We start from the raw sequence: 22788 nt of genomic DNA on the forward strand, positions 1-22788 counted from the left end.
TCAGAATCAGTAGTTTGAGATTCTGAAAGTTTTTTTGTAGCATTTTATTTAACATATTGGTTGTGTCAGTTGGTCTAAAAAGATATTTTCCCATCTATTTTCCATATAAACTATTTTCTCAGAATTGATGAAGTAAGTATAATCCTAAACTTTCATTTAACTAATCCTTACGTGTCAAACTAATTAAACTTCTAATCATTTTCTAATCCTTACACCGCAAAAATTTGTAACCGGTTGCGATTAATGCAATAATGAGATGATATGTCTAGTCATACTATACATACTCAGATGGGAGGTTCCAACTATGCACCACAAAAAATTAAAAACAATTGGTTTTGTCAACAGTCATAAACCTGGTGAAAAACGAATCGCCTTATTGCCTAAAGATATTACACGGATAAATCATAGAGAAGCTTTATTTTTTGAGGAAGGCTATGGAAGTGATTTAAATATCTCTGACACTGAGTACGCTGCTTTGGGTTGTCAAGTTGTGCCTAGAGCCGTTGCCTTAGAGCAAGATATTATCTGTGATCCTAAAATTGGTGACGCTACTTTTATAGACAAACTAAACCCAGGACAAACGTTATTCGGCTGGGTTCATGCTGTGCAAAGCAAAGAAGTGACAGATATATTAGTAGCTAAGGAACTTTCCGCTTACGCTTGGGAAGATATGTATGAAGACAATCGCCATTCTTACTGGCGCAATAATGAGTTGGCTGGGGAAGCTGCTGTTATGCATGCTTACCAATTAAACGGGGTTATGCCTTATGATACAAAAGTTGCTATTTTAGGACGCGGAAATACAGCACGTGGCGCGCAACGAATTTTAATCGGATTAGGTGCAGATGTTAGAGTCTATAATAGCAATCAAGAAACGTTATTCCAGAAAGAAATGACTGAATTTGATGTGATTGTCAATGCAATATTATGGGATACTTCACGTACCGATCACCTAATTTACAAAACAGATTTAAAACGATTTAAACCTGGTACGCTCTTGATTGATGTTAGTTGTGACGAAAATGGGGCAATCGAAACGACTGTTCCTACGACTTTAGAACACCCAACTTATCAAATTAACGACGTTATTCATTACGCAGTTGATCATACGCCTACTATTTTTTACCGCTCTTCTTCAAGTGCTATCTCTAAAGAAACGTTTAAGTATATTGATGACCTAGTTGAAGGACATCCTAACGTTATTTTAGAAGATGCTTTGATCATTGAAAGAGGCTATATTATCGATGAACGTATCAATCAGTTTCAAAATAGAACAACACCTCTTCAATTTGTTGATTCTGATGAAAGAAATCCTGCTTAATTCATTTGCTTGAACCTATTCTATTGCAGGTATTGTTTGGACCATTACTTATGCGCGCTTTGAATCAGCACCAAATATTCATATTTTATCTTTACTTGTTCATTTTTATTCATTCATAGGTCAGGCGTTACTTCATGAACGTGTTCCAATGACTTGCCATAGAGGTTATCACTTTTAATAACTTTATCCATATGGTCTACACTATTTTTTGTGTACCAGTATGTACCATATGGATAAAGATTTTTCATCTTTACCGTCCTCAAAAAGATTTTGCGTACTATATGACTGGATTTCATCACACAATATAGTACGTAAATCGCTCTTATATACCCTATCACTCCCATTCCACCCTTCATATGGTACACAAACCGGCTTTATCTAACACAATCCAACAAAAAGGGATTGCACTTTTTAGGTGTAATCCCTTTTTGTTGAGTTATTTTCTTAAATATTTAGTGTTTCAAAGAACTAAATAGTGCGCATTTTTTCCATGTATTATTTTAAGAACAATTCCTAAATTGATTCCCTACATTAGAAGGTAATCAATAAAAATCTCAATTGATTAAGCTTTCAATATCTTTTCAATTTCGGCTAATTCTGAAGGAGAAAATTCAAGGTTATCTAATGCTTTGACATTGTCCTCAATTTGGCTTACCTTGCTAGCTCCAATCAATACACTTGTAACTTTTCCGTCTCTTAAAATCCACGAAACAGCCATTTCAGCTAAAGTTTGACCTCGGCGTTTTGCGATTTCATTTAAGGCTCTTGATTGTGCAATAGTATCATTTACTTTGGTTTCGTCTAAGAATGGGCTTGTTGTCCGACCAGCTCTTGAATCCTTTGGAATACCGTTTAAGTAACGATCTGTTAACATACCTTGCGCTAAGGGACTAAATGCAATCGTTCCTAATTGGTTTTCTTGTAAGACATCTTGTAGACCATCTTCTATCCAGCGGTTATACATGCTGTAAGAGGGTTGGTGAATAATGAAAGGTGTTTTTAATTCTTTAAATATTTTTGAAATTTCAGCTGTTTGTTCAGCAGTATAATTAGAAATCCCAATATACAATGCTTTACCTTGGCGAACCATTAAGTCCAATGCTTGTGCTGTTTCTTCAAAAGGTGTATCTGGATCTGGACGATGTGAATAAAAGATATCAACATAATCTAACCCCAAGCGCTTCAAACTTTGATCAACACTAGCAGTCAAATATTTTTTAGACCCAAATTCGCCATATGGACCTGGCCACATGTCATAACCGGCCTTGCTTGAAATAATCAATTCATCACGGTAAGGAAGTAAGTCTTTCTTTAAAATACGTCCAAAGTTTTCTTCAGCACTTCCTGCTGGAGGACCGTAATTATTAGCTAAGTCAAAATGAGTAATCCCCAAATCGAATGAACGTTGAACCATTTTACGGCTGTTTTCAAATAAATCCACATCACCGAAATTATGCCACATTCCTAAAGACAATGCTGGCAATTTTAATCCACTGTTCCCCACACGATTGTAAATCATATTGTCATAACGATTTTCTGCTGCTTGATACATTCAACCACTCCAGTTTTTTTCAATCTATTTCTTACGCACTTAATTATAACGCTTTCAAATACAAGAAACAATGAATTGTAAGAGTTTTTAACATAATTCCATTAAGAATCTGGCTATTAATATTAAATAATCTTGGTCATGATCAAATCGATTTGCTCGTCCTCTCCCATGAAGAACGAATGTGAGCTAATCTGGATAAACCCGTTCTTTTTATAAAAGGAAAGAGCACTAAAATTTTTTTCCCAAACACCTAACCAAATCACTTTTTTATTCTTCTGTTTTGCAAATTGTTCAGCATTCTCTATTAAAAATGTTCCATATCCTTTTCTTTTAAGATTACTTAAGATGTAAATCCTTTCGATTTCTACAGCATTTTCAGCGATATCTTCTGTTTGAGCATCACCTATGTTCAATTTTAAGTAACCAACTATTTCTTCGTTATCTAATAAAAAGAAAAAAGTAGAATTATCATTTGTAAGTTCTTGTTTGAGTTGTGTGCTATTGTAGGCTTTTTCTAAATAATTTTCTAGATCTTCCTCAGTGTTTTGATCCTTAAAGGTATCCGTAAATAGTTCTATGCTGATGTTTTGAAGTACTTTTAAATCTTCTAAGGTGCATTCTTTCAATTCCATAGTATCAGCCTCCTTTAGTAATTCCGTTTATTTCCTTTTTTTACAAAATTCCAATCAGTTTCCGTATTTTGTTTTATTTTATTTAAAATCCGAGAAAAATTTTTGATTTCTTCATCCGACAAGCCTTGTAGAGCAATCTTATTAGAATAAAGATTTTCTTTCACAATATATTCCGCTAATTCATCTCCTTTAGGTGTAGTAAACAACCTTTTGATTTTTTTATTCACTGAATCAGCTCTTTTTTCAATCAATCCATTTTGTTCAAGTTTTTGAATAGCTCTCGATACAGTTGTACGATCTACTTTTATCATTTCACTTAAATTATCTGGTATTATTCCTGGGTTCTCTTTAATCCTTACTAAATAGAGGTATTGACCTCTTGTAAGATTGAGATCTTTAAATTCTATATTAGCGATAGAGTCTAAAGCTCTTGCAATCACTCCAATGTCACGAAGAATGTCTATCATTTCGTTCCCTCTTTTCGTCTTTAATAAATCTTATTTTATATTCTTTTTGTTGTAAATGCAACGAAAAATGCATGATAGGCAAATTATTTCATAAAAATACCGATAAGTGGTATGGTGCTTTTTGGAACAAATACTTATTATTGTAGGCAATTTTAGTGAAAATTATTGTTGTAGGAACATCGCATGCTGGTTATGAAGCCATTCAAACATTATTGAAAGAGCAGCCAAATGCTGAATTGCATTTGTATGAACGCGGAGATACCGCATCATTCTTATCTTGTGGAATTCAAAGTTACTTAGAAGGCATTGCGGAGTCTTTAGATAGTTTACATTATGCAACAGAGGATTCGTATATTGAACAACATGTAAATGTTCATATGAATAGTGACGTTGTCGGAATCAACCTAAAAGCTAAAACCATTACTGTTAAAACAACTGACGGAGAAACTGAAGAAAGCTATGATAAATTGATTCTTTCTCCTGGCGCAGCACCTGTCAGAATTCTAATTCCTGGTGCTGATTTAGATAATATCTTCTATGTACGTGACCGTAATTGGGCTGAAAAAGTTAAAACACGTATGGAACAATCAAAAAAAGCTGTTGTTGTCGGTGGAGGTTATATCGGTATTGAAATTGCTGAAGCATTTGCTAAAGTAGGTATTGAGACAACGGTTATTGATTCTTTAGACCGTGTATTGAATACGTACCTAGATAAAGAATTTGTTGATGTATTGAACGAAAATATGAATCAAAATGGATTGACTGTTCGCACAAGCGAAATGGTTAAAGAAGTTGTTGGCGAAAACGGAACCGTTAAAAAAGTTGTTACAGATAAAGGTGAATACGAAGCAGATACTGTGATCATGGCTGTTGGTGTTCGTCCAAATACAAAATGGCTTCAAGGAATCGTTGAATTGAACCCAGACGGAACGATCGTTATTGACGACTACCTAGAAACCTCTGAAAAAGATATTTTTGCAATGGGAGATGCTACAAAAATTCCATTTGCGCCAAATCATGGTACAAAACTAATTGCTTTAGCCTCTAACGCTCGTCGTCAAGGAGTCATTGCGGCTAAAAACATTTTAGAGAAGAAAGTAAAAATGCCTGAAGTATCTGGGACATCTGGTTTAACATTATTCGACTACAAATTAGCTTCTACAGGGGTCAAAGACATCGATCAAGATTCCATTGATGCTGAAGTTGCTAGCACATTCGTTGTTGAAAACATCCGTCCGACTTTTATTGATGACGAAAAAGTCATGATGAAAATCCACTTTGAAAAAGACACTCACCGTATTGTTGGTGCTCAATTGATGTCAACTTATGACGTTACCGCTTCTATCAATGTACTATCGGTTGCTATCTCTTCAGGTTGGACACTAGAGCAATTAGCCTTTGCTGATTTCTTCTTCCAACCAGGATTCAACCGTCCTTGGAACTACCTAAATGTTCTTGCTCAAAAAGCTTTAGACGGCAATTTTGATAATAAAAAACTATAATATTTTTTTCTTGAAAATTAAAATACTCCTTACATGTAACTTAGAAATAGTTCTTATTTCTAGTATTTACCATGTAAGGAGTATTTTTTGTCTGTAATAATAAATCAGGATTTATTTCATTTCTCCTTGGATCGTTCAAATATTTCACTCTCAGCTTTTAAACGTATAAGTTGCAACGTTTTTGAATCTATATCAAGAGCATAAACTTTTTTAGAGAAAGCATTTAGTACCATTCTCTTCGTTTACTAGTAGCCTGTTTAAAGATCTTTTTCAACTCATCTTCATCATTATCTGCTAGCGTACGTTTCATAGTATTCAACTCAACCTCAAATTGGTTAATCGATTTTAACAAAGCTGTTCGGTTATTTAAAAATAATTCACTCCATAGTTCCCCATTGATATCTGCTATCCTAGTCAGTTCTTGAAAACTATTACCAGCAAACGTCAGTGTTTCTTCGGAAGCTTGCTGGCTATTTACAACTGCTACAGACAAAACGTGCATCAATTGACTAACATACGCAATTTGTTCATCATGTTTTTCAGGAGAAACGCGCGTTAGTTGGTTAAAACCAACCTCTCTATAGAGCTTTTCAATAAGCTGTAAAGAGGCTTCTTTGTTAGTCGCAATAGGAGTAATCAAAGCATTGGCTCCTATAAATCGCGTGTGATCCGCCCCAATAATCCCTTGTTTCTCACTGCCACGCATAGGATGTGCAAATACAAAATCGACTGTTGAAGGAAGAACGGTAGCAATTTCTTCTATAATAGTGGTTTTAACACCTGTTACATCCGTTAGAACAGCCCCTTCTTTTAACCTATTTTTGTGTTGCTCAACAAAAGAGGCAATTTGATTCGGATAAAGAGAAATCATAACAACATCCATATCCTGCAAGATATCATTAGCTTCAACGAATCCTTTTTTGATGATCCCTTGATTTACAGCTGTTTTTAACGTGGATTCGTTGACGTCTATCCCATAAACATTGGTATATCCAGCTGCTTGAAGACCTTTAGCAAACGAACCTCCAATGACTCCTAAACCGACAATCGCAATGTTCATTAGTTCTCTCCTTTATTTTTGACTTCTTTCAAGGCTTGGATAGCCAACAAATAACCTGTTGCTCCAAATCCTGAAATTTGTCCAATACAAGCAGGTGCTACTACAGAATCTTTTCGGAAAGATTCTCGGGCATGAATAGCACTTAAATGCACTTCTACAGTTGGCACATCTACTGATTTCACCGCATCGTGAATCGCGTAGCTGTAATGGGTATACGCTGCAGGATTGAGTACGATTCCATCTACCTTATCCATATGAGCTTGTTGAATTCGGTCAATCAACTCTCCTTCAGAATTGCTTTGAAAAAAAGTGCACTCTACTTTTTGTTGTTCAGCGTATTTTTGAATTTTACTTTCTATCTCTTCCAGCGTTTCTGTTCCATAAATTTCAGGTTCACGAGTCCCTAAAAAATTTAAATTTGGACCATTAATAATAACGATTCTCATACTATCTTCTCCTTTTATGTGTAATAGCTTCTGGTAGACGATGCGTTATTTCATTCAATACATTTTCCAAATTGGATTGATTATCCACGCAAAAATCGGCTGCTGTTTGATATAAATCAAACCGTTCTTCGTATAATTGGTATAGCACGTTTTTACCGTCTTTTAATAAAGGCCGATGCCCAATTTCGATATCTTTGATAATGTGTTCAACAGGTCGATCAACAAAAACAATCCAGCCTGTTTTTCTTAATGCTTCAATATTTTCTGGGTTGAGAACGACTCCTCCACCACACGAAATGACTGTATAACTTTCCGTCACTGCCAATTCTTTACAAGCTTGGGTCTCAATTGCTCTAAAGTGAGCTTCACTTACTTCAAATAATTCCGAAACGGTCTTTTTAGTTGTTTGTTCAATAAAATGATCGATATCTTTAAACGGCATGTCTAGTTGCTGACTAAGTTTTTCTCCAATAGTACTTTTCCCACTACCTGTCATACCAATCAACACAATATTTGTCTTCATAAACTTTCACCATTTTTTGTTTTCCATTCAGAGATCAACTCTTCCGTAACTTGTTCATCAATCGAACACTTTTCCCAGATTTCTACTGCACGAATAGCTTGACCCACTAACATATCTAACCCATTAGCCGTTTGTTTGTTATTTTCACGTCCTAATTGTAAAAAAGCAGTTTCACTAGGGTTATAAATCAAGTCAATCAAATGATCAAACTGCTGAATGGTAGTCTCACTTAATGGAGACTTAGTGATATTAGGGTACATACCAACAGGCGAAGTATTAATTAAAAAATCTCCCATTAAAGATTGGGCTTCTTTATAATTGGTATACCTTTTATTTTTGGTGTTTTCAAACTGTTCTGGCCTCCGAGACACAATATAAATCATTTGAATACCGTGATCCATTAAATACGCTTCAACTGTTTTGGATGCTCCTCCTGATCCTAAAATAACGGCTATCTTTCCGTTTACATCCCAGTTTCTACGGCTCAAAATCAAACCAAAACCACTATAATCCGTGTTATGACCGATTAACTTCCCATTTACATTTTCAATTGTGTTTACTGCTCCCAATTTTTTTGCAAATGGACCGATTTCGTCTAAATAAGGGATAACAGCTTCTTTATAAGGAATCGTAACGTTTACCCCTTTAATCGATAACGTCCGAACGCCATCCATAGCTTGTTTCAACTGTGTTGGCGGAAATGCAAAGAGCTTATAAGCAGCGTCTAATCCTATTTTTTCATAAATCAACTTATGGAGGCTTGGAGAATGGCTATGTACAAGTGATTCTCCGAATAATCCGTAAAATTTCATGTGGCACCTCTTTTCATCATTCGATAATGTGTTGAAGTATAAACAAAAGAAATAGAAAGTTCAATTAAAAATTTAACGAACAATTATTTAAAATGACTCTAATTCGTTTGGCATCAACTGTTTGAGGTGCTTTTTTAATTGTTTACTAGATTTGTTTTTTTATTTAGTGTTGACAATATTTTTTTTACTTGCTAGTATTGGTCTCACAGTTGGAACACAGCTGATAATGATCAATTGAGGAGAGACCACCATGAACTTACAAGCACAACTTAAAACTGCAATGGACTCACAATTGAATAATTATTATTTTAGCTTCTTTATGAGAAAATCTATAGAGGCTAAAGCTTTTTAAGCTGCTAACAACAGTTGCCCTATAGATTTTGAAAGAAATCGAAGGGGCAACGAACTAATCTGATTTTATAGATACTATTAGTGAACTTACCTAACGCTACATTCGATAATCTTTCAAAAGACTATCGGGTGTGGCGTTTTTTCGTTTTTCAATAATTTTAGTGGAGGAAAAAGAGATGATCATTCATACGCTAGGACCAAGCAGCACGGATAGTTATGCAGTCGCCGAATCTTTGCTCCAGTCAAAAGACGATGGTATTGTAGCCTATCCATCTTTTGACAATCTACTACACAACATTCAGCAACTAAGTGAACAATACGTATTGTTCCCTGTAGCTTTTAAAAGCGCCCGAAAAGAGTATGGGTGGAAAGAATTTAATTATGATTATTGGGATAAAGTTGAGTTGGTAGATGTCTTTCAACGAAGAACCAAGCCGATGGTTTTAGTCAAAAATAACTATTATTCTGAAAACCGAGCAATGATTCATCCAGCAACCACTATTTTCTTGAAAAAATATTTAATCCAAAAAAACGAAGACACGGTCATTGAATTTTCAGACAGTAAATTCAAAGCTTGGTCAGGCTTTTGTAAGAAAAATCTGAAATACACGATTATTAGTGAGGATGTGTTTGAAAAAGAAAAAAATCCAGGTTATACGATTGAAGAACGATATGAGCCAGTAATGGTGTGGTGTTTGTACAAAATAAACTAAACAATGCAGAGGAGAATAATTATGATAATCGTTTTAAAACAAGGAATTAAAGCCAGTGAGGTTAAAGAATTAGCTACTAAATTAGAAACACAAGGAGTAGCTGTGAGCCATTTCACCGATATCAAGCGCGATTTCCTAGGTTTGATTGGTGATACTAGTGGGATCGATACTCACCAATTGCGTGTTTTTCCAGAAGTTGAGCAAGTTATTCGAGTAGAAGACCCTTACAAAAGAGCAAACAGAAAATTTCATCCTGAGAATTCTATCATCAAAATTGGTGACGAAACAATTGGCGGCACTAAATTGGGAATCATCGCGGGGCCGTGTTCTGTAGAAAGTGAAGAACAAATTGTGACGATTGCAAAACAACTGAAACAAGCTGGCGCAAACTTCTTACGTGGAGGAGCATTCAAACCAAGAACTTCTCCATACAGTTTCCAAGGACTTGAATTAGAGGGATTAAAAATGCTTCAAGTTGCTAAAGCAGAAACAGGAATGCCTATTGTGACTGAATTGATGTCAACAAAATGGGTCGATCAATTTGTTGATTCCGTAGATATCATTCAAATTGGTGCACGCAATATGCAAAACTTTGATTTACTTAAAGAAGTTGGACGAACGAATACTCCAGTCCTTTTAAAACGTGGCTTATCTGCAACCTATAAAGAATGGTTGATGTCCGCTGAGTACATTATGGCCGGAGGAAATGAAAATGTTATTTTATGCGAACGCGGTATTCGGACATTTGAAACAGAAACCCGCAATACACTAGATATCCAAGCGGTTCCAGTCATCAAAGAACTCTCACATTTACCAATCATTATTGATCCAAGTCATGCTGGTGGAATGTCTTACTTGGTTGAAGCAGGTGCTAAATCAGGTATCGTTGCTGGAGCAGATGGCTTAATGATTGAAGTTCACAATGACCCTGCTAATGCTTGGAGTGATGGCGAGCAATGTTTGACACCAGATGAATTTGCTAGATTGATGGAGAAAGCTCGTAAGCTAGCGGATTTCGAAGGTCGTTCGATTAACGAAGCTGCTACTATTCTAACAAGATAAACTGAGGAGGATAAAATCCATGCCTGTCTTAACCGTTAAATTTCCATCACAAGAAGTGCGTTATGAATTAAAGATTGAAAAAGGATTGCTTAATCATGTCAGTCATGAAGTCAAAAATGTCTTTACTGGAGCTAAAATTGCCATTGTCACCGATGAAACCGTCTATGCTCTTTACGCTAAGTCGATTATAAAAGATTTGGAAGCAGCGGATTATAAAGTACAATGCATCGTTTTGCCTCCTGGAGAACAGACTAAGACATTCGACTCGCTGCCTCATATTTACAGTGCATTAGCGGATTTTGGCTTAACACGGAGCGATTTAATCATTGCTCTAGGTGGTGGCGTGATAGGGGATATCACTGGTTTTGCCGCTTCTTCTTACTTGAGAGGTATCTCTTTTGTCCAAATCCCTACCACCTTACTCGCGCAAGTGGATAGTAGCGTTGGCGGAAAAGTGGGTGTCGATTTACCTGAGGGAAAAAACTTAGTCGGTGCTTTTTATCACCCCCTACTCGTCTTGATTGATCCATTGGTTCTAGAGACTTTGACGGATTCTGCTTTTGCTGATGGAATGGCAGAAGTGATCAAATACGGCTGTATAAAAGATCTTAATTTATTTCATCGTCTAACGGAACTATCTTCTCGAAAAGAAGTCATGCAACACATCGATTGGATCATCGAAACCTGTTGCACAATCAAACAAGTGATTGTGCAGACAGATGAAAAAGATTTGGGCGAACGAATGATTTTGAACTTTGGACATACGTTGGGTCACGCCATTGAAGCCTATTACCAGTATGAAAAATATACCCATGGTCAAGGTGTAGCCATTGGCATGGTTGCTATCTCAAGAATCGCAGAATCCAAGCAAATGACTACTGATGGGACTACTGATCAATTGATTACTCTTTTACAACAACATCGTTTACCTATTGCACTAGAGGATCTTGAAGATTACCCTAAATTATTGCCTTATATCAAAAAAGACAAAAAAAATAGTGGAGGCAGTTTGTCAGTGATTGTTTTAGTTGACGTCGGACGCGCTACCTTGCATCAAACGACTCTATCCTTTTTCGATTCTTTAGACACTGGAGGAACAGCATGACTAATCTAACCCTTACTCCTAATGCGTTAAATGGAACTGTTACTGTCCCGCCATCTAAAAGTATGGCGCATCGTGCAGTGATTTGCGCCAGTTTAGCAGCAGGTCGCAGTACGATCAAGAATATTCAACTATCAGATGATATCCTCGCAACTATCGAAGGTATGCGTTCGTTTGGAGCGATTATTTTTTATGATGATCAGACATTGACAATCGATGGTATCCGTAATGGAACTGCTAAGGAAAGCCGCACAATCAATTGCAATGAGTCCGGGTCTACCTTGCGTTTTCTAATCCCTTTAGCGACATTGTTTACAGGAGAAACGCACTTTATCGGTCAAGGACATTTAGGCAAACGCCCACTTGAACCTTATCAAGAATTATTCGACGCTCAGTCACTCCATTATCATCAAGCCACAACTGAAAACCTACAGTTGAGTGTCGCAGGTTCTTTGACACCAGGTATCTATGAAATGCGTGGCGATATCAGTTCCCAGTTTATCACCGGTATGTTACTAACTTTGCCTTTACTTGCCGGAGACTCTGTCTTACAAATTACGACTCATTTAGAATCGAAAGGCTACATTGATTTGACCCTTTCTGTCTTACAATCCTTTGGTATTCTAATTGAACAAGAGGAGGATGGACAAGTATTTCGAATCAAAGGACAACAAGCTTATAGCCCCCGCGATTACACAGTCGAAGGCGATTACTCGCAAGCAGCCTTCTGGTTGAGTGCAAATGCACTAGGGAATAAGCTTTTGGTAAGCGGTCTAGATTCAGATTCTCTACAAGGTGATCAAGCTATCGTCTCTATTTTAGATACATTGAGTGATGGTTCCAATGATAGCGAACGCGTCATAGATGGAGCTCAAGTTCCCGATATTATTCCAGTGGTAGCTTTAGTTGCTGCATTAAGCAAAGGAAAAACAAAAATTATCAATCTGGAACGTCTACGGATTAAAGAAAGCGATCGTTTAGTGGCCACACAAAAAGAATTGACTGCTTTAGGAGCACAGATTGAGATTGTAGAAGATTCGCTTTTAATCGAAGGAGTCTCTAGACTATCCGGCGGCCAACAAGTTTGGAGCCACAAAGATCATCGCATGGCTATGATGTTGGCTATCGCTTCAACGGTGAGTGAAGAACCAATACACATCAAAGACACAGATTGTGTCAAAAAGTCTTATCCCAACTTTTGGGAAACATTCCAACAACTAGGAGGAAAAGTAAATGAGTGGAATATGGGGTAAAAATTTACAACTCTCACTATTTGGAGAGTCACATGGTGTGGCGATTGGCGTTACGATCAATGGTCTACCTCCAGGATTGGAACTCGATATGGAACGAGTAACATTTGAAATGGCCCGCAGAGCGCCAGGAAAAAATGAATTGACGACACCAAGAAAAGAAAAAGATCATCCAGAGATTTTAAGCGGCTTTTTAGATGGGAAAACAACCGGAGCACCTCTTACAGCAATCATTTGGAACACAAATACACGCTCAAAAGACTACAGTGTGTTGAAAGATGTTATGCGTCCAGGACAAGCTGATTACCCCGGACGCGTGCGTTACAATGGCCATAATGACCATCGCGGCAGCGGCCACTTCTCCGGAAGAATAACTGCTCCGCTAGTGTTTACAGGTGCTATTTGTCAGCAATGGCTGAAACAAAAAGGTGTAACAGTAGGCTCTCATATTCAGTCGATTGGAACAATCGAAGACGAAACTTTTGAGGATCAGGAAACAGTCACGTTAGAGCAAATCGAACAGTTCAAAGAAGAACAGCTTCCTTTGTTTAATACTGAAAAAAAGGCAGAAATGACCGACTTGATTTTGGAAGCAAAAGAAGATGGCGACTCTGTTGGTGGTGTCGTTGAAACCTTTGTCTTAGGATTAGATGCCGGGTATGGAAATCCATTTTTTGACTCAGTTGAATCTCAACTGGCTCACCTCGTATTTGCCGTTCCGGCCATTAAAGGTATTGAATTCGGAACAGGATTCGACATTACCAAAATGCGCGGTTCGCAAGCAAACGATGAATATTACTACAATGAACAAGGGCGCATTAAAACACGCTCCAACAATAATGGTGGAATCATTGGCGGGATTACTTATGGCATGCCAATCGTTTTTAGAGCTGCTGTTAAACCACCTGCTTCAATTAAAAAGAAGCAACAGACGATCAATATCCAAGAAGGTATTGAGACTGAATTAGAAGTCGAAGGACGTCACGATCCTTGTATTGTTCCACGAGTTCTGCCGGTACTAGAGGCCGTTACCGCTATCGGTTTAATGGATCTGATGCTTGGAGGACAATCGAATGAATGAATTGGAACACTACCGCAAAGAGATTGATGAAATTGATCAAGAGTTGACACGTCTATTTGAATTGCGTTTGAATACGGTTCTAAAAGTTGGCGATTATAAAAAACAACATGGTTTACCGGTATTGGATGCCACTCGCGAAAAAGCTGTTATTGAGCGAAATATCGGCCGCTTAACAGATCCACAGTTCGAACCACAAGTTACCCAATTCTTCCAATCGATGATGGACATTACGAAAGAAACTCAAACGACTCTCTTAAAATCAGAATCGTGATTTATCCGTTTATTGCACAAAAACAGGTTATTCATGAACAGTTGTGTTCATTGAATAACCTGTTTTTTATAGTTGGTGTTGGGCATTCCCCTTACCAAAAATAACTCAATCCATTAAATTTATTTCTTCTAAATTCTCATATAGCTGTGGATAATCATGACACTTCGGATTTCTAGGTGAACATATTTCTCTGCCAAATGAAATCATTGATTGATGCGCTCTTCCCCAATATTTGGCTGGGATAATTTCTGTTATACGTTCTTCAATTTGTTTGGGTGTAGCATTTTCTGCTACTATTTTATGATGTTTGCATACACGTGCAACATGCGTGTCCACTGCAAAGGCCTCTTGGTTAAAAGCCACATTCAATAAAATATTAGCAGATTTCGGTCCGATTCCACTTAAGGATTGCAATTCTTTACGTGTATTTGGAACTTCACCATCAAATTGTTCCAGTAATTGATTGCTACTTTTATAAATGTACTTTGCTTTATTCCGATAAAGCCCTACAGTTTTTATGTACGATTCAATTTCTTCAGGCGAGGACTCACTTACCGCTTGAGGATTTGGGTAACGTTCGAATAATCGGTCTTTTACTTTCGCAACGGATTCATCAGTCGCTTGAGCACTCAATATAACGACCATCAACAATTGAAAAGGATTTTGGTAATGCATCGTCGGGACAGCATCGGGGTAGAGTTTCATAATTTCATAGACCACGTGTTGAGCAGCTTCTTTTGTTAGCATAGACATTTTTTTCCTTCTTTCAATTTCCTCTAAATGTACCCTGGCTTCAGTCGTACCATTTTTGATCTGACTGGTATAATTTTAGTATATCGCATAACGACCAAAAAAATCCCAGAAATCAGTCTTTTTCTTTCTGGGATTAACTATTTTTCTAATTATGCGTGATAAGCTTGATCTGCTTCAGATAGCATATTGTATACCCCAGCATAGGTTCCACACACATCTCCAGGAATAGTATAGTTGGATGTAGCTTTACGTAACTGGGTAAATTCTTCCTCTAAATGCGGTTTACCAGTGCTTCCTGCTTCTTTTGTCTTTTCCTTCATTGTATTAAATATATTTCGTACTTCAAACGCTTCAGGATGATTCTTCCCGTGTGCACGCGTAATTGCTAGTGTAAACATATCCAATTTTTCAAAATTCCGCTCTGCCACTTCATTGAATGTTGCCATTAGTGAATTCCTTCTTTCTTGTGTAGGTTATTTTGCTTTATAACAGCAGTATAATCCATCTGTCACAATAGAAAATTGACCCACGTCAAGTTTGAAATCTTCACAAGTTAAAAAAGTAACGCCCTCACACAGATTGCTAGATTATTAAAGTAAAATTGACGCAATCAAATCATCAAATTTTCTGATATCAATATCTTTTCCTAAGCCAATTTTGATATTGCCTGCTCTTGTCCATAATTCAACTTCCGCATTGATATCAAAAGTTCCTGCATTTTCAGTGGACCACATGTTTATTGAACTATAAGGTAAAGAATAAATCTCGATTTTCTTTCCACGTAATCCTTGGGCATCGCGAACAATTAGTCGTTTGTTCGTAAATATCGCTACATCTCTAATTGTTTTAAACGCTTCTACTGCTTCTTCTCCTGGAACCAACCGATCATTGATATCACTTGGAATCGCACATTTTTCAGAAAACGTCCAATTTATGTACTTTTCTAGTTCAGCCATTCTTCATTCTCCTTCTCAATCTTCATTAGATAAAGTTGAAAAAACTAATTTGCTCATAAATTCTCAACTATAAATTGATTATACCTGTTATTTAATCTATAAATCTAGCTCTTTTTGTATTTAATTCAACTCTGAAAGCGAAAAAAGCTAATCCTATACAACATAGAATCAGCTTTTTTTGGGTATCTATTAACAATAGTTGGCTGTAAACTTAACGATTTGACTGTTCATCGTTGCATGTAAGAAACGATCAGTCTTCTACAAGTTTAAACTGTCTTTATCTACTTTTCATTAACAGACTGATAGCTTGTTGGATATCTTCTTCTCCAGTACCGCCCTCTTTAATATTCGCTTGTACACACTCTACTAAATTTTCAGCCACAATCAAGCTAATAGCCCGATCAAGACTGGAACGAACAGCTGATAATTGTGTCACGATATCCACACATTCTTTCCCCTCTTCAATCATCTTTAATACGCCATGCAATTGTCCATCAGAACGTTTCAACCGGTTCACAATTTTCACATTATATTCCATTAGACTGTATCCCCTCTCCAAGCAGATATGCCGCCCATAACGTTGGTTACTTTGTACCCTTCTTTTGCTAACTGTTGACAAGCCATTGCAGAACGAGCTCCTGAGTGGCACATTACATAGTATTCTTGTTCTTTGTTTAACTGTTCTTTTTCATTTGACAAATCGCTTAAAGGTACATGAATAGCGCCTTCTATATGTTTAGATTCCCATTCATCGCTTTCACGAACATCGACTAATGAAATCGTTTCTCTTCTCCATTTTTGTTCAAATTCTGGCATTGATATTGAATGATACATTATTTTTCCACCTTTTCTGGTCTAACTGTTGAATAAAGAGCAAATGCTCCATCCAAATTTTTAGCCTTATATTCATTTTGTTTTAAAATACGTTCAGCAATGTAGCTGCGCAACCCACTGTGACAACTTACAATGATGGGTTTGTCTTTAGGTACTTCTGATAATCGTTCACGTAACTGATCTAAAGGAATATTTAGTGCTCCTTTTAAGCGGCCATTTTTTTCAAGTTCTCCTTCATTACGTACATCTAACAATAGATAACCTTCTTTTTGCTTTGATTCTAATTCATGCCATTGAATCGATTCGCTTACTCCTTCAATCAGATTTAAAGCAGCGTAACCAGCCATGTTCACCGGATCTTTTGCTGATCCAAATGGTGGAGCGTAGGTAAACTCTAGCTCTGGCAAATCATGTATCGTCATGCCTGCTTTAATGGCCGTTGCAATGATGTCGATGCGTTTATCTACTCCATCTTCACCTATCGCTTGTGCACCATAAATTTTTCCGTTTTCAGGATTAAATAATACTTTTAGCAAAATAGTACCAGCATTTGGATAATAACCGGCATGACTTTTCCCTTGGATATGAACGATTTCAAATTTTTCATTTGCCATTTTCAATTGTCTTTCGTTTAAACCAGTTGAAGCGGCCACTTGATTGAATACACGGACAATTGCCGTACCAATACTCCCTTTATTTTTTCGCGGCAATCCACTGATCACATCAGCAACTTGTCTGCCTTGACGATTTGCTGGAGAAGCTAAAGCAATCATCGTGTCTTCCCCATTAATTTGTTGTTTTACTACAATCGCATCTCCGACAGCATAGATATCTTTTTGGCTTGTTTCATAGTATTCGTTTACCATTATCCCACCACGTACACCTGTTTCAATACCTGCAGTTAGAGCCAATGTCGTTTCAGGTTTGACCCCTACTGACATTAATGTTAAATCACTTTCTAAGCGTTCGCCATTTTCAAGAACAACCACTTTTCCTTCTTCTTCAAACGACTCAGCAGCCAATCCGGTATACAATTTGACCCCATTAGCTTTTAATTCTTTAGTGATATAAGCAGCCATTTCTTCATCTAAAGGTGGCAAAACGTGTGGTGCTTTTTCAATAATTGTAACATCTAATCCGCGATGAACTAAACTTTCAGCCATTTCTAAACCGATAAATCCAGCTCCGATCACTACCGCTTTTTTAGGCTGATATAATTCCATGAAATCCGTGATTGCATCAACATCCGGAACCGAACGCAATGTAAAGATATTCTTTGCTTCTTCTAGTCCTTTAGCTGGTGGGATAAACGCTTTAGCTCCAGGAGAAAGGATCAATTTATCATAAGATAGTGTGTACTCTTCTTCTGCCGTACGCACGATTACTTCTTTTAGAGAAGCATCTATCGATACTGCCTCACTATAAGGACGTACATCTAGTTCAAAACGCGCTTGTAAAGCTTCCGGTGTTTGTACCAACAAGCTGCTGCGTTCTTCAATTTCACCAGCCACATAATATGGAAGGCCACAATTGGCAAATGAAACATAAGGTCCTTTTTCTAATATAATGATTTCTGCTGTTTCATTCAACCGTCTCAAGCGAGTAGCTGCTGACATTCCACCAGCTACGCCTCCTACAATAACAATTTTCATTACAGTTTTCCTCCCTTTGTAACTCCAGCCCAAGATGACATGCCGCCACGGACATTTACCACATCATAGCCTTGTTTCATTAACAATTTTGAAGCTTTTTTGCTACGCATACCAGATTGACAGATTACATACGTTTTACCTTTTGGGATATAATTAGCGATTTTACCTAATGGGACATTTTTAGCTCCAGGTATATGACCTCCTTGAAACTCATGAGCTTCACGTACATCAATAATTTGAGGTTTCTCCACTAACTTTTTCTCCAATTCATTGGTTGAAATAGATGATACTGTTTTAAAAAACATCTTTATTCCTCCTATTTTTTAATTTATTTTCTATTTTCATTGCTAAATACTCTTTCTAACAAAATACCCCACACCGTATTTATATATATAATACTCCGAGGGGTATAAAATGTAAAGCTTATTTGTTTAAAACAGACTAAAAAAATACTAGCCACATTTAAGACACTAATACTTGTTTTCCAAATGATAATTTGCTATAGTTAGATTGTAATTAATATAATTAAATAACTATTATGAAATGGAGTGATTAGGATAATGAGTATTGATTTTAAAGATCATGGCAAAAAACCTTATGTTGTAAATATTGAAGATGCTACAGTGCAAAATGATAACTACCGTACAACGATATGGACAGGTGCTAAATTACAAGTAACCGTCATGACTATTCAACCAAACGATGATATTGGCTTAGAAGTTCATCATGGAATTGATCAATTTATTCGTATCGAAGAAGGTCAAGGGCTATGCCAAATGGGACCCTCTGAAGATAACTTAAATTTTGAACAAGTTGTTTCTGAAGATGAAGCCGTATTGGTTCCAGCAGATATGTGGCACAATATTAAAAATACTGGTGACAAACCACTAAAATTATATACCATTTATGCGGGTCCTGATCATGTTGAAGGAACTATTCACCCAACTCATGAAGACGCAGAAAATGATCCTAATGAACACTAAAAAAAGCCTCGCTTTATAAAAAGGAATGTTTTGAGTCCAAACATTTGAGCAACAGCTCTAAATATTGGGCTCTCCTTTTTTGTAATTTATTAAATATAAACTAAATAAAACTACTCTAAGGAGGAGAATATATGGAGACACCACTATTAAACACAACCCAACTAGGCTACGAATTAGATGGAAAAGCCATTTTAAAAGGAATAACGCTATCTGTTGAAGAGGGAGAATTCTTAACGATTACAGGACCATCAGGAAGTGGAAAAAGTACCTTATTAAAAATTATTGCTTCACTCTTGTCTCCAACTGAAGGAACCGTTTCTTATCAAAGTAAACTAGTTGATGACTATGAACCTACTGATTACCGAAAAGAAGTCTCCTATTGTTTCCAGACGGCTACACTTTTTGGAGAAACTGTAAAAGACAATCTCATGTTCCCATTTGTTATCAGAGATCAGCCTTTTAATGAAAAAAAAGCCTTAGATGCTTTAAAAAAAGTTGGCCTAGGAGCAGAGTATTTAACTAAATCAGTCAACGCATTATCTGGTGGGGAAAAGCAAAGGGTAGCATTGATTCGTAATGTTTTATTTATGCCTAAAGTCCTCTTACTAGATGAAGTAACTAGCGCATTAGATCATGAAAACCAAGAAATTATTCGTGATTTAATCCGTAATCTGAATCAAGAACAAGGCGTTACAATTTTATGGGTCACCCATAATGCAGTCGAGATTCAAGCTTCAAATCGTATTATTCACTTAGTTAATGGTGAAATGGAGGAACCAAAATGAACTTAGCTATTAATAATTCATCTTTACTATTTGCAACTGCCTTAGTTGGTATAGCACTTATTGTGGTTTATAAAGAAAAATTAGGATTGGGTAAAGATATTTTAATTGGTGTTGTGCGAGCCGTTATCCAATTATTTGCTGTTGGTTATTTATTAGGCTATGTCTTTAAACTAAATAATATTATTGTGACATTAGCACTTGTTTTAGTTATTATTTTTAATGCCTCTTTTAATGCGGGGAAGAAAAGCAATGGTATATCAAATGCATTTAAAATATCTTTTATTGCCATCTTAACAGCTACTAGTTTAACTTTGATTGTCTTACTTTTATCAGGAGCTATTTTATTCATCCCTTCTCAGGTCATTCCAATATCAGGAATGATTGCTAGTAACTCAATGATTGCGATTGGAATTTGTTACCGCAATTTGAACTCAAAATTTAAAGACCAACGTCAACAAGTATTAGAAAAACTGGCATTAGGAGCAAATTTAAAACAAGCTTCTATCTCCATAGTACGTGATAGTATTCGTGCAGGAATGCTCCCAACAATCGAATCTGCAAAGACCATTGGAATTGTTAGTCTGCCCGGTATGATGTCTGGATTGATGTTTGCTGGTGTAAACCCTACGCATGCGATAAAGTACCAAATTATGGTTACCTTTATGCTGCTATCCACTACAAGTATTGCATCTGTGATTGCTAGTTACTTGGCTTATAAAGAATTTTATACAGCAAGGAAACAACTAAAAGATTAAACCAATAAAAGTGTGTGAGCCTATCGGAAATTCCAATAGGCTCACACACTTTTATATTTTTTATTAACGTAACAAACGCAATCCATTTAAAATAACTAAAATTGTCGATCCTTCATGGAAGACAACTCCTACCGGCAAATCTAAATAACCTAAAAGATTTAAAATCATCAATATGATGATCACACTGACAGAGAAGAAAATATTTTGTTTAATAATTCGGTTCAATCGTTTGCTCAGGTGATAACTATAAAGCAATTTACCTAAATCATTTTTTACAATCACCACATCAGCTGACTCTATAGCCACCGATGATCCACTACCCATAGCAATGCCGATATCCGCATTCGCTAATGCGGGTGCATCATTGATTCCATCTCCAACCATGCCTACCACCTTTTTATTTCGCTGACTTTTTAGGATATGTTTAATCTTATCTTCTGGAAGACAATTGGCTACATAATCATTTACTTTGACTTCCTTAGCAACTTTCGAAGCAACCATTTCATTGTCTCCAGTCAAAAGTACAACTTGAATACCCTCTTTTTGAAAACCAGCTACTGCTTCGATTGCTTCATACCGAATTTCATCAGAAAGAGAAATGTACCCAACAATTTCATTACTTTTCGCCACAAAAATCGTTGTATTTTCTTCAACTACTTTATCAAGATAATAATTTTTATCAGGATACCCAATAAACGTACTTGGTTTACCTATTTCAATTGCTCCTTTTCTAACACCTTGTCCAGCTATTTCCTCCACAGGTTCTGAAGTATCAATGCCTTTAAAGTTTCTGTTTTCAAAAGCTGCCACAATAGCATTAGCTATTGGATGGTTAGATTGTTGTTCCATATAAACCACTTCATTCAAAATATCTTCTGGAACTTCATAATTTAATACTCTGAAATCACCAAATGTCAGTGTCCCTGTTTTATCGCTATATAAAATATCCATCGTATTCAAAGACTCCATTGCTGCTCCGCCTTTAACTAACACCCCATTTTTTGCTCCATTACTGATAGCACTTAGTGTTGCTGGTGTAGCAGAAGCGACCAAAGCACATGGACTAGCAACGGTCAATAAAACCATACCTCTATAAAAAGCTTCCTCAAAGCTATACCCGTTAAAATAATAAAGACTCGCAATGAACAATGGAACCATAATTAAAACAACTAGTACGTATTTCGTTTCAAAACGATCAATAATTTTCGAAATTTTCGAAGGGCTTTTCTGTGCTTCTTCTACCATTCGTATAATATTTGAGAAGACGGTTTGGTCACTCGTTTTATTCACTTCAAGATGAAAGGCATTTCCTTCATTGAAAGTCCCAGAAAATACTTCGGCTCCCTTTTCTTTTTCAACAGGCATTGATTCCCCAGTAAGGCTGGATTCATTGATTTGTGTTTTTCGGTCGGAATACCCATCAATAGGTATCTGTGCTCCTTTTGAAACGACTACAACGTCACCAACTTTTAACAATTCAGTAGGTACTTCACTCACTTCATCATTATCTTTTAGCAGTTGCGCTGTAGAAGGCACATGAGATAGCAACTCAGAAATAGCACTTTTTGATTTATTGGTTGCATAGGATTCTAGAGCTTCTGAACCAGCAAAAATGAACAGTAATACAGCTCCTTCTGATTCATAATGAATCAAACATGCACCTAATGCTGCTAAAACCATTAGCAAATCAACATTGGGAGCTTTAGAATGGATTGTTTCTGTCACCGCTTTTTTAGCTGAAAAGAATCCTAAAAAGAAAATTGCCACATAAAAAGAAAGTGAACTATAAAAACCTCCCATCGTATTTAAAATAAATCCAATAATTGTAAAAAATACTCCAATGACTAAAAACTGTCCTGAACGCGTATTGCTTAAAAACTTCAACATTTCCCTCTTCCTTTCTATAATTATTTTTAAGTTAGTGG

Annotated in this window: 27 protein-coding genes; 11 read left to right on the forward strand and 16 right to left on the reverse strand. The window is 36.5% G+C overall.

Annotated elements, in window-relative coordinates:
- Window positions 1–304: 304 nt before the first annotated feature.
- The gene (locus BP18_RS09950; protein ID WP_007722042.1) at window positions 305–1321 is read left to right on the forward strand and encodes a N(5)-(carboxyethyl)ornithine synthase; all 1017 of its coding nucleotides are present in this window, start codon (window positions 305–307) and stop codon (window positions 1319–1321) included.
- A 113-nt stretch (window positions 1322–1434) separates the two neighbouring features.
- On the opposite strand, the gene BP18_RS12955 is transcribed toward BP18_RS09950, so the two are convergent.
- The 4 genes from BP18_RS12955 to BP18_RS09970 all read right to left on the reverse strand — a co-directional run bounded on the left by BP18_RS12955 (window position 1435) and on the right by BP18_RS09970 (window position 3972).
- Window positions 1435–1569, reverse strand: a complete 135-nt coding sequence (locus BP18_RS12955) for a hypothetical protein (RefSeq protein WP_007722044.1) — start codon at window positions 1567–1569, stop codon at window positions 1435–1437.
- Window positions 1570–1883: 314 nt separating this feature from the next.
- Complete coding sequence (gene mgrA / locus BP18_RS09960; RefSeq protein WP_007722046.1) at window positions 1884–2873, reverse strand: L-glyceraldehyde 3-phosphate reductase; 990 nt, start codon at window positions 2871–2873, stop codon at window positions 1884–1886.
- A gap of 122 nt (window positions 2874–2995) precedes the next feature.
- Window positions 2996–3505, reverse strand: a complete 510-nt coding sequence (locus BP18_RS09965; protein WP_007722048.1) for a GNAT family N-acetyltransferase — start codon at window positions 3503–3505, stop codon at window positions 2996–2998.
- A gap of 14 nt (window positions 3506–3519) precedes the next feature.
- Window positions 3520–3972, reverse strand: a complete 453-nt coding sequence (locus BP18_RS09970; protein ID WP_007722050.1) for a MarR family winged helix-turn-helix transcriptional regulator — start codon at window positions 3970–3972, stop codon at window positions 3520–3522.
- A gap of 155 nt (window positions 3973–4127) precedes the next feature.
- On the opposite strand from BP18_RS09970, the gene BP18_RS09975 reads away from it, so the two are divergent.
- Window positions 4128–5474: an FAD-dependent oxidoreductase gene (locus BP18_RS09975; RefSeq protein WP_007722051.1), complete on the forward strand. Its 1347-nt coding sequence runs from the start codon at window positions 4128–4130 to the stop codon at window positions 5472–5474.
- Window positions 5475–5697: 223 nt separating this feature from the next.
- Here BP18_RS09975 and BP18_RS09980 read toward each other — a convergent pair whose 3' ends face one another.
- Genes BP18_RS09980 through aroE form a run of 4 tightly spaced genes read right to left on the reverse strand, consistent with a single transcriptional unit; the run spans window position 5698 to window position 8315 of the window.
- Window positions 5698–6534 carry a prephenate dehydrogenase gene (locus BP18_RS09980; protein ID WP_007722054.1) on the reverse strand — a complete coding sequence of 279 codons (837 nt, stop codon included), beginning with the start codon at window positions 6532–6534 and terminating at the stop codon, window positions 5698–5700.
- Window positions 6534–6980: a type II 3-dehydroquinate dehydratase gene (gene aroQ / locus BP18_RS09985; RefSeq protein ID WP_007722055.1), complete on the reverse strand. Its 447-nt coding sequence runs from the start codon at window positions 6978–6980 to the stop codon at window positions 6534–6536. The genes BP18_RS09980 and aroQ overlap by 1 nt, the downstream gene beginning before the upstream one ends.
- Before the next feature lies 1 nt (window position 6981).
- A complete protein-coding gene (locus BP18_RS09990; protein ID WP_007722056.1) occupies window positions 6982–7503 on the reverse strand; it encodes a shikimate kinase in 522 nt (173 codons plus the stop codon).
- Complete coding sequence (gene aroE, locus BP18_RS09995; RefSeq protein ID WP_007722057.1) at window positions 7500–8315, reverse strand: shikimate dehydrogenase; 816 nt, start codon at window positions 8313–8315, stop codon at window positions 7500–7502. The genes BP18_RS09990 and aroE overlap by 4 nt, the downstream gene beginning before the upstream one ends.
- Before the next feature lie 527 nt (window positions 8316–8842).
- Between aroE and BP18_RS10000 the strand changes: the two genes are divergently transcribed.
- From BP18_RS10000 to BP18_RS10025, 6 genes are read left to right on the forward strand one after another with little or no spacing between them, the layout of a single operon-like run.
- Window positions 8843–9379, forward strand: a complete 537-nt coding sequence (locus BP18_RS10000) for a hypothetical protein (RefSeq protein WP_007722064.1) — start codon at window positions 8843–8845, stop codon at window positions 9377–9379.
- A gap of 21 nt (window positions 9380–9400) precedes the next feature.
- Window positions 9401–10441, forward strand: a complete 1041-nt coding sequence (gene aroF, locus BP18_RS10005) for a 3-deoxy-7-phosphoheptulonate synthase (protein WP_007722066.1) — start codon at window positions 9401–9403, stop codon at window positions 10439–10441.
- A gap of 19 nt (window positions 10442–10460) precedes the next feature.
- Window positions 10461–11546, forward strand: coding sequence for a 3-dehydroquinate synthase (gene aroB / locus BP18_RS10010; RefSeq protein WP_007722067.1), 1086 nt, complete (start codon window positions 10461–10463; stop codon window positions 11544–11546).
- Complete coding sequence (aroA, locus tag BP18_RS10015; protein WP_007722069.1) at window positions 11543–12796, forward strand: 3-phosphoshikimate 1-carboxyvinyltransferase; 1254 nt, start codon at window positions 11543–11545, stop codon at window positions 12794–12796. Before aroB ends, aroA begins: the two co-directional genes overlap by 4 nt.
- Window positions 12777–13874 carry a chorismate synthase gene (aroC, locus tag BP18_RS10020; RefSeq protein WP_007722071.1) on the forward strand — a complete coding sequence of 366 codons (1098 nt, stop codon included), beginning with the start codon at window positions 12777–12779 and terminating at the stop codon, window positions 13872–13874. The genes aroA and aroC overlap by 20 nt, the downstream gene beginning before the upstream one ends.
- Window positions 13867–14145: a chorismate mutase gene (locus BP18_RS10025; protein ID WP_007722072.1), complete on the forward strand. Its 279-nt coding sequence runs from the start codon at window positions 13867–13869 to the stop codon at window positions 14143–14145. Before aroC ends, BP18_RS10025 begins: the two co-directional genes overlap by 8 nt.
- Window positions 14146–14250: 105 nt before the next feature.
- On the opposite strand, the gene nth is transcribed toward BP18_RS10025, so the two are convergent.
- The 7 genes from nth to BP18_RS10060 all read right to left on the reverse strand — a co-directional run bounded on the left by nth (window position 14251) and on the right by BP18_RS10060 (window position 18645).
- A complete protein-coding gene (nth, locus tag BP18_RS10030) occupies window positions 14251–14892 on the reverse strand; it encodes an endonuclease III (protein WP_029277768.1) in 642 nt (213 codons plus the stop codon).
- 155 nt (window positions 14893–15047) lie between these two features.
- Window positions 15048–15344 (reverse strand): hypothetical protein, encoded by a 297-nt coding sequence (locus BP18_RS10035; RefSeq protein WP_007722074.1) that lies wholly within the window; start codon window positions 15342–15344, stop codon window positions 15048–15050.
- A 144-nt stretch (window positions 15345–15488) separates the two neighbouring features.
- On the reverse strand, window positions 15489–15854 hold the full coding sequence (locus BP18_RS10040; protein WP_007722078.1) for a PH domain-containing protein: 366 nt from the start codon (window positions 15852–15854) through the stop codon (window positions 15489–15491).
- A gap of 277 nt (window positions 15855–16131) precedes the next feature.
- Window positions 16132–16392: a metal-sensitive transcriptional regulator gene (locus tag BP18_RS10045; RefSeq protein WP_007722080.1), complete on the reverse strand. Its 261-nt coding sequence runs from the start codon at window positions 16390–16392 to the stop codon at window positions 16132–16134.
- The gene (locus BP18_RS10050) at window positions 16392–16688 is read right to left on the reverse strand and encodes a rhodanese-like domain-containing protein (protein WP_029277771.1); all 297 of its coding nucleotides are present in this window, start codon (window positions 16686–16688) and stop codon (window positions 16392–16394) included. Before BP18_RS10050 ends, BP18_RS10045 begins: the two co-directional genes overlap by 1 nt.
- Window positions 16688–18340 carry an FAD-dependent oxidoreductase gene (locus tag BP18_RS10055; RefSeq protein ID WP_007722084.1) on the reverse strand — a complete coding sequence of 551 codons (1653 nt, stop codon included), beginning with the start codon at window positions 18338–18340 and terminating at the stop codon, window positions 16688–16690. The genes BP18_RS10050 and BP18_RS10055 overlap by 1 nt, the downstream gene beginning before the upstream one ends.
- Complete coding sequence (locus tag BP18_RS10060) at window positions 18340–18645, reverse strand: rhodanese-like domain-containing protein (RefSeq protein ID WP_007722086.1); 306 nt, start codon at window positions 18643–18645, stop codon at window positions 18340–18342. The genes BP18_RS10055 and BP18_RS10060 overlap by 1 nt, the downstream gene beginning before the upstream one ends.
- A 255-nt stretch (window positions 18646–18900) precedes the next feature.
- Between BP18_RS10060 and BP18_RS10065 the strand changes: the two genes are divergently transcribed.
- The 3 genes from BP18_RS10065 to BP18_RS10075 all read left to right on the forward strand — a co-directional run bounded on the left by BP18_RS10065 (window position 18901) and on the right by BP18_RS10075 (window position 20863).
- Window positions 18901–19323 carry a cupin domain-containing protein gene (locus tag BP18_RS10065; RefSeq protein ID WP_013711898.1) on the forward strand — a complete coding sequence of 141 codons (423 nt, stop codon included), beginning with the start codon at window positions 18901–18903 and terminating at the stop codon, window positions 19321–19323.
- A gap of 131 nt (window positions 19324–19454) precedes the next feature.
- Window positions 19455–20108: an ABC transporter ATP-binding protein gene (locus BP18_RS10070; RefSeq protein WP_007722090.1), complete on the forward strand. Its 654-nt coding sequence runs from the start codon at window positions 19455–19457 to the stop codon at window positions 20106–20108.
- Window positions 20105–20863: an ABC transporter permease gene (locus BP18_RS10075; RefSeq protein WP_013711899.1), complete on the forward strand. Its 759-nt coding sequence runs from the start codon at window positions 20105–20107 to the stop codon at window positions 20861–20863. Before BP18_RS10070 ends, BP18_RS10075 begins: the two co-directional genes overlap by 4 nt.
- A gap of 63 nt (window positions 20864–20926) precedes the next feature.
- Here BP18_RS10075 and BP18_RS10080 read toward each other — a convergent pair whose 3' ends face one another.
- Window positions 20927–22750, reverse strand: a complete 1824-nt coding sequence (locus BP18_RS10080) for a heavy metal translocating P-type ATPase (RefSeq protein WP_013711900.1) — start codon at window positions 22748–22750, stop codon at window positions 20927–20929.
- Window positions 22751–22788: the final 38 nt, after the last annotated feature.

It is taken from the genome of Carnobacterium jeotgali MS3 (assembly GCF_000745125.1).
GTDB lineage: Bacteria > Bacillota > Bacilli > Lactobacillales > Carnobacteriaceae > Carnobacterium_B > Carnobacterium_B jeotgali.

What these genes read in the sequence shown, in the direction of transcription:
- BP18_RS09950 (WP_007722042.1), top strand. Translation starts at nt 305, where the DNA reads ATGCACCACAAAAAATTAAAAACAATTGGTTTTGTCAACAGTCATAAA.
- BP18_RS12955 (WP_007722044.1), bottom strand. Translation starts at nt 1,569, where the DNA reads ATGAAAAATCTTTATCCATATGGTACATACTGGTACACAAAAAATAGT.
- mgrA (WP_007722046.1), bottom strand. Translation starts at nt 2,873, where the DNA reads ATGTATCAAGCAGCAGAAAATCGTTATGACAATATGATTTACAATCGT.
- BP18_RS09965 (WP_007722048.1), bottom strand. Translation starts at nt 3,505, where the DNA reads ATGGAATTGAAAGAATGCACCTTAGAAGATTTAAAAGTACTTCAAAAC.
- BP18_RS09970 (WP_007722050.1), bottom strand. Translation starts at nt 3,972, where the DNA reads ATGATAGACATTCTTCGTGACATTGGAGTGATTGCAAGAGCTTTAGAC.
- BP18_RS09980 (WP_007722054.1), bottom strand. Translation starts at nt 6,534, where the DNA reads ATGAACATTGCGATTGTCGGTTTAGGAGTCATTGGAGGTTCGTTTGCT.
- aroQ (WP_007722055.1), bottom strand. Translation starts at nt 6,980, where the DNA reads ATGAGAATCGTTATTATTAATGGTCCAAATTTAAATTTTTTAGGGACT.
- BP18_RS09990 (WP_007722056.1), bottom strand. Translation starts at nt 7,503, where the DNA reads ATGAAGACAAATATTGTGTTGATTGGTATGACAGGTAGTGGGAAAAGT.
- aroE (WP_007722057.1), bottom strand. Translation starts at nt 8,315, where the DNA reads ATGAAATTTTACGGATTATTCGGAGAATCACTTGTACATAGCCATTCT.
- BP18_RS10000 (WP_007722064.1), top strand. Translation starts at nt 8,843, where the DNA reads ATGATCATTCATACGCTAGGACCAAGCAGCACGGATAGTTATGCAGTC.
- aroF (WP_007722066.1), top strand. Translation starts at nt 9,401, where the DNA reads ATGATAATCGTTTTAAAACAAGGAATTAAAGCCAGTGAGGTTAAAGAA.
- aroB (WP_007722067.1), top strand. Translation starts at nt 10,461, where the DNA reads ATGCCTGTCTTAACCGTTAAATTTCCATCACAAGAAGTGCGTTATGAA.
- aroA (WP_007722069.1), top strand. Translation starts at nt 11,543, where the DNA reads ATGACTAATCTAACCCTTACTCCTAATGCGTTAAATGGAACTGTTACT.
- aroC (WP_007722071.1), top strand. Translation starts at nt 12,777, where the DNA reads ATGAGTGGAATATGGGGTAAAAATTTACAACTCTCACTATTTGGAGAG.
- BP18_RS10025 (WP_007722072.1), top strand. Translation starts at nt 13,867, where the DNA reads ATGAATGAATTGGAACACTACCGCAAAGAGATTGATGAAATTGATCAA.
- nth (WP_029277768.1), bottom strand. Translation starts at nt 14,892, where the DNA reads ATGCTAACAAAAGAAGCTGCTCAACACGTGGTCTATGAAATTATGAAA.
- BP18_RS10035 (WP_007722074.1), bottom strand. Translation starts at nt 15,344, where the DNA reads ATGGCAACATTCAATGAAGTGGCAGAGCGGAATTTTGAAAAATTGGAT.
- BP18_RS10040 (WP_007722078.1), bottom strand. Translation starts at nt 15,854, where the DNA reads ATGGCTGAACTAGAAAAGTACATAAATTGGACGTTTTCTGAAAAATGT.
- BP18_RS10045 (WP_007722080.1), bottom strand. Translation starts at nt 16,392, where the DNA reads ATGGAATATAATGTGAAAATTGTGAACCGGTTGAAACGTTCTGATGGA.
- BP18_RS10050 (WP_029277771.1), bottom strand. Translation starts at nt 16,688, where the DNA reads ATGTATCATTCAATATCAATGCCAGAATTTGAACAAAAATGGAGAAGA.
- BP18_RS10055 (WP_007722084.1), bottom strand. Translation starts at nt 18,340, where the DNA reads ATGAAAATTGTTATTGTAGGAGGCGTAGCTGGTGGAATGTCAGCAGCT.
- BP18_RS10060 (WP_007722086.1), bottom strand. Translation starts at nt 18,645, where the DNA reads ATGTTTTTTAAAACAGTATCATCTATTTCAACCAATGAATTGGAGAAA.
- BP18_RS10065 (WP_013711898.1), top strand. Translation starts at nt 18,901, where the DNA reads ATGAGTATTGATTTTAAAGATCATGGCAAAAAACCTTATGTTGTAAAT.
- BP18_RS10070 (WP_007722090.1), top strand. Translation starts at nt 19,455, where the DNA reads ATGGAGACACCACTATTAAACACAACCCAACTAGGCTACGAATTAGAT.
- BP18_RS10075 (WP_013711899.1), top strand. Translation starts at nt 20,105, where the DNA reads ATGAACTTAGCTATTAATAATTCATCTTTACTATTTGCAACTGCCTTA.
- BP18_RS10080 (WP_013711900.1), bottom strand. Translation starts at nt 22,750, where the DNA reads ATGTTGAAGTTTTTAAGCAATACGCGTTCAGGACAGTTTTTAGTCATT.